Below are 4,758 nucleotides of genomic sequence, written 5' to 3' on the forward strand. Positions count from 1 at the left end.
TGACTGATAACGGGACTTTCGTTATCAACGGTACTGAGCGCGTAATCGTATCTCAGTTGCATCGTAGCCCAGGCGTTTTCTTTGACAGCGATAAGTTCACTGTGATATAAAGTATAAATTAATTGGCGTCCTTGCTTAATAATAAGTTAGGTGTTTTTGATATATGTGGTAGAGGTTATTATTTTATTCATTACAACTAATGTAATAAATAATCCTGCCGCAAGCTGCGAGGTATTAATACGAAATCATCTGCTTCACATCGTTCAGATGAATTTTATACGTCGCAAGCGATGAGGAATTAAATCCCGAGAATTAAATGCTAACCAGATATTTTACTTGTTAAATCTATTAACTCTCTGCTGTTGAAGTGGGGAGTTATTATTACGGGTTGTGTAAATTTTCTGATAAATAATTTTGCAACGGCTTGTATGAATATATAATATATTCATACAAGCCGTTACATGATTAGGTATTGGTTAGTTATAGATTCGGGAAATAAATTCTTTTATTTCAGTACATAATACGGATTGGTATTGTAGCCTGTCAAATCCAATAGGATCTTGAGATGGTGTAAAATCAATATGACTCATATACGGTGGAAATGGACTCTGAAAAGAGTGATGCCCAGCATTCTCAACCATTTTATGTTGAACATTACTGAGATTCTCAAGAATTGATGTACATAATATATCAGATAAATGATCTTTCTCCGCAGTTAATAATAATATCGGAATACTGAAGCTATTTAAGGAATCCTCGCCATTAAACCAGCCACATGCAGGAGCCATTAATATAAGTGAGCAAATACGGCTATCATATGTAACAGAGATTTTCTCAACAGATTGATTATGTGCTTGATCCGGAGTTGCAACAGGTACACCACCACTAACAGCAAGGCCAGTATAACCTCCCATTGAATGACCAATAAATTTTATTTTGTCTTTTAATAAATGGTACTTATTGATTATTTAATTCATCCTTAAAAACAGCTAAACTAATCAAATCAGACCATGAAAAGTATAGTAATGTCATTCACATTTAAAATCTCATATGTGAGAAATAATGATCAACGGGATGATTTCTAAAAGGTATCATATGAATTCCTCAGTAGAAAATTTGATTAAGCCCCTGATAAAATTTTGGGAAATCAGTAATGAACCGTGGGGAGCGAAAGACCATACCTCAAAATTTATATATGCAAATAAAAAATATCATGAACTACTCGCCCTCCCTAAAGGATATGATGTAGCAGGGCATTTTGATGGTGAACTTCCGGCATCCACTGCAAATTTTCAGCAGGAATTTCAGCAGCATGACAGGAAAGTGGAAAAACTATTAGACCGAGTCACTTCTATTGAAATCCATCCGTTTCAAAATCTCCCCTATCTCCAGCCTTGGTACTTCGATAAATATCCATTAGTTGATGAAAATGGAATATGTCGAGGGACGATTTTTCATGGAAGGCCGGTAGATACTATGACACTGGAAAAGCTAAACAAACTAAACATGCCAGCATCATTAGTTTTTACTCCTCCATCAGCATTTTTCAGTAAAAGAGAATGGGAGGTGATTTTTTATATTTTACAAGGACTCTCCTCTAATGAGATAGCTGAAAGGTTGTTACTTTCTGCCAGAACGATTACTAACCATATTCAAAATGTGTATAGAAAAACAGGAATAAAATGTAAAAAAGACTTAGTTGCGTATTGTTATGAAAATAACATAGCAAACTATATCCCTGAAAGTTTTTTCAGGGAATCGCAGTCCATCACTTTTACAAAATAATTATTTGCATATGTCTGAAAAACAGACTCTATCATGGGACAGGTGGGACTCAGGACATAAAAATATTAATTCTACATTTTTATGGGCGACAAGCTGATGCGCGGTATTTGGATAAATACAAAAGATACATCCTTGAGTAAACTTCTTTTTTTGGACATGATGAACATCATTATTTACTACCTCACCTGTCCATATTTCCCCTTCACCAGAAAGTATTATGTACCATTCATCACCGTTGCTGTGGTTATGGCATCCGACTTTTTTGCCTGCATTGATAGAGGTAGCATAAGCATTCAGCCCTTCTTTTTTTATCATCTGTCTGACAGAAATACCAACAGCGTCATCTTTGATAGCATCCTCTGTAGAAAAACTAGCAAACTCGATCACAACTACATCCTTATATTTTAAATGAGTGATTTTTACTCTTATTCGATTGATTATTAAAATTTAACATTTATTAGTGTATAAAAAAATAAATTTTTACAATTATCAGAATAATATCTCATTAATATTAACGAGTTTCTAATTTTACCTATATTGGGGAATAGATTTTTTAAAAATAAGCATCAATGCATAACAGTATTATCGGGTGTTGGATGAAAATGTTATTTTATATTTCATAAACCGCTCTTCAACATTATTGTATATTACTGTTGCAACAAATATAACGATGAAATATATACTCAATGCTAAGATATTGTTGAAAAATAGACTTCCGGTAGTTAAATTCCGTCTTCCTTCAATGAATGGAGTTAACTCAATTCCTGTCTTTTTTTGAATGACAAACATTGTTGTTGTGATAATTAATATTATTGCAGCATGAACCATATAAATAGAATAGGATATTTTACCTAAATATTGCATGTGTTTATTCAGGAAGATCGAGGATATTATACCTTTTTGGTATGCCAGAATGAAGACTGTCATACAGTAAATAATAGTGCAAATTATTTGTTTTGCTTCATATTGAGAGTTAACAAAGAAAATGAGAAGAGCTATGCATATAATTTCTAAAGTAGTTGCTGTAATAACACTGATTTTTATATCAGAGAAAACTCTGAAAATACTATAGGTAAAAGCACCCGCAAAGAAACTTGATACTCCTCGGGTAACAGCCTGCTGTAATATATTATGCTTACCAGTTACAAGCAGCCATAAAGTTATTACTGATATTGACAGCCATACTATAGGAGAAATATTAAATTTCGAAAATATAATAATTGTCAAATAAAGAATAATATATGTGTAGAATTCGACACTAAGGCTCCACGTAGGGTAATTAAATGTCAGACTCAGAAAGTTTGTTGTTGGAGTCCATGATTGGATTAAAAATAAATTAGGTAAAATTTCTGAAAGTGCTGTTCTTCCGGTAAATGGTGGTGTATCAAATTCAATTCCATAATTTTTTTGGATCAGTAATCGACAACATTCTAACAATATAAATATTAGTAGCATTAATATATGGAGAGGGAATATTCTGAAGAATCGTGAGGAGATATATGGTGTAAATTTCACTTCCCGATATGCATAAGTATGTGCCAGCACAAACCCACTGAGCACAAAAAAAAGCTCGACAATAATATAGCAGGTGCGAAAAAAATGAAGTTCAGTAAATGCACCAACAATATGCAAATGACCGGTTACGACAATTAAAGCTCCTATTCCTCTGACGGCATCTAAAGATTCAAATCGTTTCATATACCTATCCATTTCACAATATGTAAGTTTTAACTATGTATAATTACAAATAATTATTGTGTTAAATAAAATTAATATTTTTATTGTCAGTGATATTGCATCCGGAGGTGTTATTTAAATCAATATCCACATAATGCTCACAAATTTTCATTACGGTCAAGTTTCATTTGTGATAATAACTCTAATTTATACTGAAATTAATGTAATTAATCTTTTGATTTAATGGTTATATATGATAATTCGAAGTAATTTTAGCGCGATGTTCTTTGGGGTTATTGCTGACGTTTTTTTAAAATGGGTGGATATCTTAGCGATATTCTGAGCATCGCCTCCTCTGAAATAGTGAATAAAACAGCGCCAATTAGTGAGGTTTGTTGATAATCATTTTGTGATATAAATTATTGATTGCACTAATAGCAATCGTTTTCTTTTTTTGGTCTTCCAGGATAACGATTTATTCTGATTTCCTGTAGGATGAATCGAAAACTTTATCTGTTTGGGAATAAAACATTAATGAATACACTCAATTCTGGCTCTGCAAATAGTCAGGGCTTACTTCAGCGCGTGTTTAAACTGAAAGAACACGGAACGACAGTTCGCACTGAGATGATTGCCGGTCTTACTACTTTTCTGACGATGGTCTATATCGTTTTTGTGAATCCACAAATTCTTTCTGTTGCCGGAATGGATATTAAAGCCGTCTTTGTCACAACCTGCCTGATTGCTGCAATTGGCAGCATTATGATGGGAATAGTGGCTAATTTACCCGTAGCGGTTGCTCCTGCTATGGGGCTGAATGCATTTTTTGCCTTCGTTGTTGTCGGAGCGATGGGCATCTCATGGCAGGTTGCGATGGGAGCTATCTTTTGGGGTGCGGTAGGGTTGTTGATCCTGACTATTTTCCGCATTCGTTACTGGATGATAGCGAATATCCCTGTGGGGCTTCGAGTCGGGATCACCAGTGGTATCGGGCTTTTTATCGCCATGATGGGGCTGAAAAATGCCGGTATTATTGTGCCGAATCCAGATACGATTGTTTCTATCGGAAACTTTGCCGCTCATAACGTTCTGCTGGGTACTCTGGGCTTTTTTATCATTGCTATTTTAGCTGCCCGTCATAGACAGGATCTTAAGAATTAAGCCTTTCAAAACACGCATCCAATGTTTTGTTTTTACATGATTTTCTTTGTGGTGTTTTGAACGCGTTCTGGCATAAATATTCTTGTGCTTTTTCCAGCCAAAAATACGTTTCCGACCACGCCTTTTGGAGCAGGT

General features: G+C 34.5%; 4 protein-coding genes and 2 pseudogenes. 3 read left to right on the top strand and 3 right to left on the bottom strand.

The window, feature by feature from the left end; translation table 11 throughout:
* Nucleotides 1–95, top strand: a pseudogene (locus tag Xinn_RS23600) (hypothetical protein); the annotation flags it as partial.
* Nucleotides 96–476: 381 nt separating this feature from the next.
* Here Xinn_RS23600 and Xinn_RS19965 read toward each other — a convergent pair.
* A complete protein-coding gene (locus tag Xinn_RS19965; protein WP_086954716.1) occupies nucleotides 477–914 on the bottom strand; it encodes an alpha/beta hydrolase in 438 nt (145 codons plus the stop codon).
* Between the two features lie 181 nt (nucleotides 915–1,095).
* Between Xinn_RS19965 and Xinn_RS19970 the strand changes: the two genes are divergently transcribed.
* Nucleotides 1,096–1,785: a helix-turn-helix transcriptional regulator gene (locus Xinn_RS19970; protein WP_086954715.1), complete on the top strand. Its 690-nt coding sequence runs from the start codon at nucleotides 1,096–1,098 to the stop codon at nucleotides 1,783–1,785.
* Here Xinn_RS19970 and Xinn_RS19975 read toward each other — a convergent pair whose 3' ends face one another.
* Entirely contained in the window at nucleotides 1,786–2,172 is a 387-nt protein-coding gene (locus Xinn_RS19975; protein WP_086954714.1) for a cupin domain-containing protein, read from the bottom strand.
* Between the two features lie 195 nt (nucleotides 2,173–2,367).
* Nucleotides 2,368–3,483, bottom strand: coding sequence for an acyltransferase family protein (locus Xinn_RS19980; protein WP_169923636.1), 1,116 nt, complete (start codon nucleotides 3,481–3,483; stop codon nucleotides 2,368–2,370).
* Between the two features lie 513 nt (nucleotides 3,484–3,996).
* Between Xinn_RS19980 and Xinn_RS19985 the strand changes: the two are divergent.
* Nucleotides 3,997–4,602, top strand: a pseudogene (locus tag Xinn_RS19985) (solute carrier family 23 protein); the annotation flags it as partial.
* Nucleotides 4,603–4,758: the final 156 nt, after the last annotated feature.

Source organism: Xenorhabdus innexi (assembly GCF_002632485.1).
Taxonomy (GTDB): domain Bacteria; phylum Pseudomonadota; class Gammaproteobacteria; order Enterobacterales; family Enterobacteriaceae; genus Xenorhabdus; species Xenorhabdus innexi.

What these genes read in the sequence shown, in the direction of transcription:
- Xinn_RS19965 (WP_086954716.1), bottom strand. Translation starts at nt 914, where the DNA reads ATGGGAGGTTATACTGGCCTTGCTGTTAGTGGTGGTGTACCTGTTGCA.
- Xinn_RS19970 (WP_086954715.1), top strand. Translation starts at nt 1,096, where the DNA reads ATGAATTCCTCAGTAGAAAATTTGATTAAGCCCCTGATAAAATTTTGG.
- Xinn_RS19980 (WP_169923636.1), bottom strand. Translation starts at nt 3,483, where the DNA reads ATGAAACGATTTGAATCTTTAGATGCCGTCAGAGGAATAGGAGCTTTA.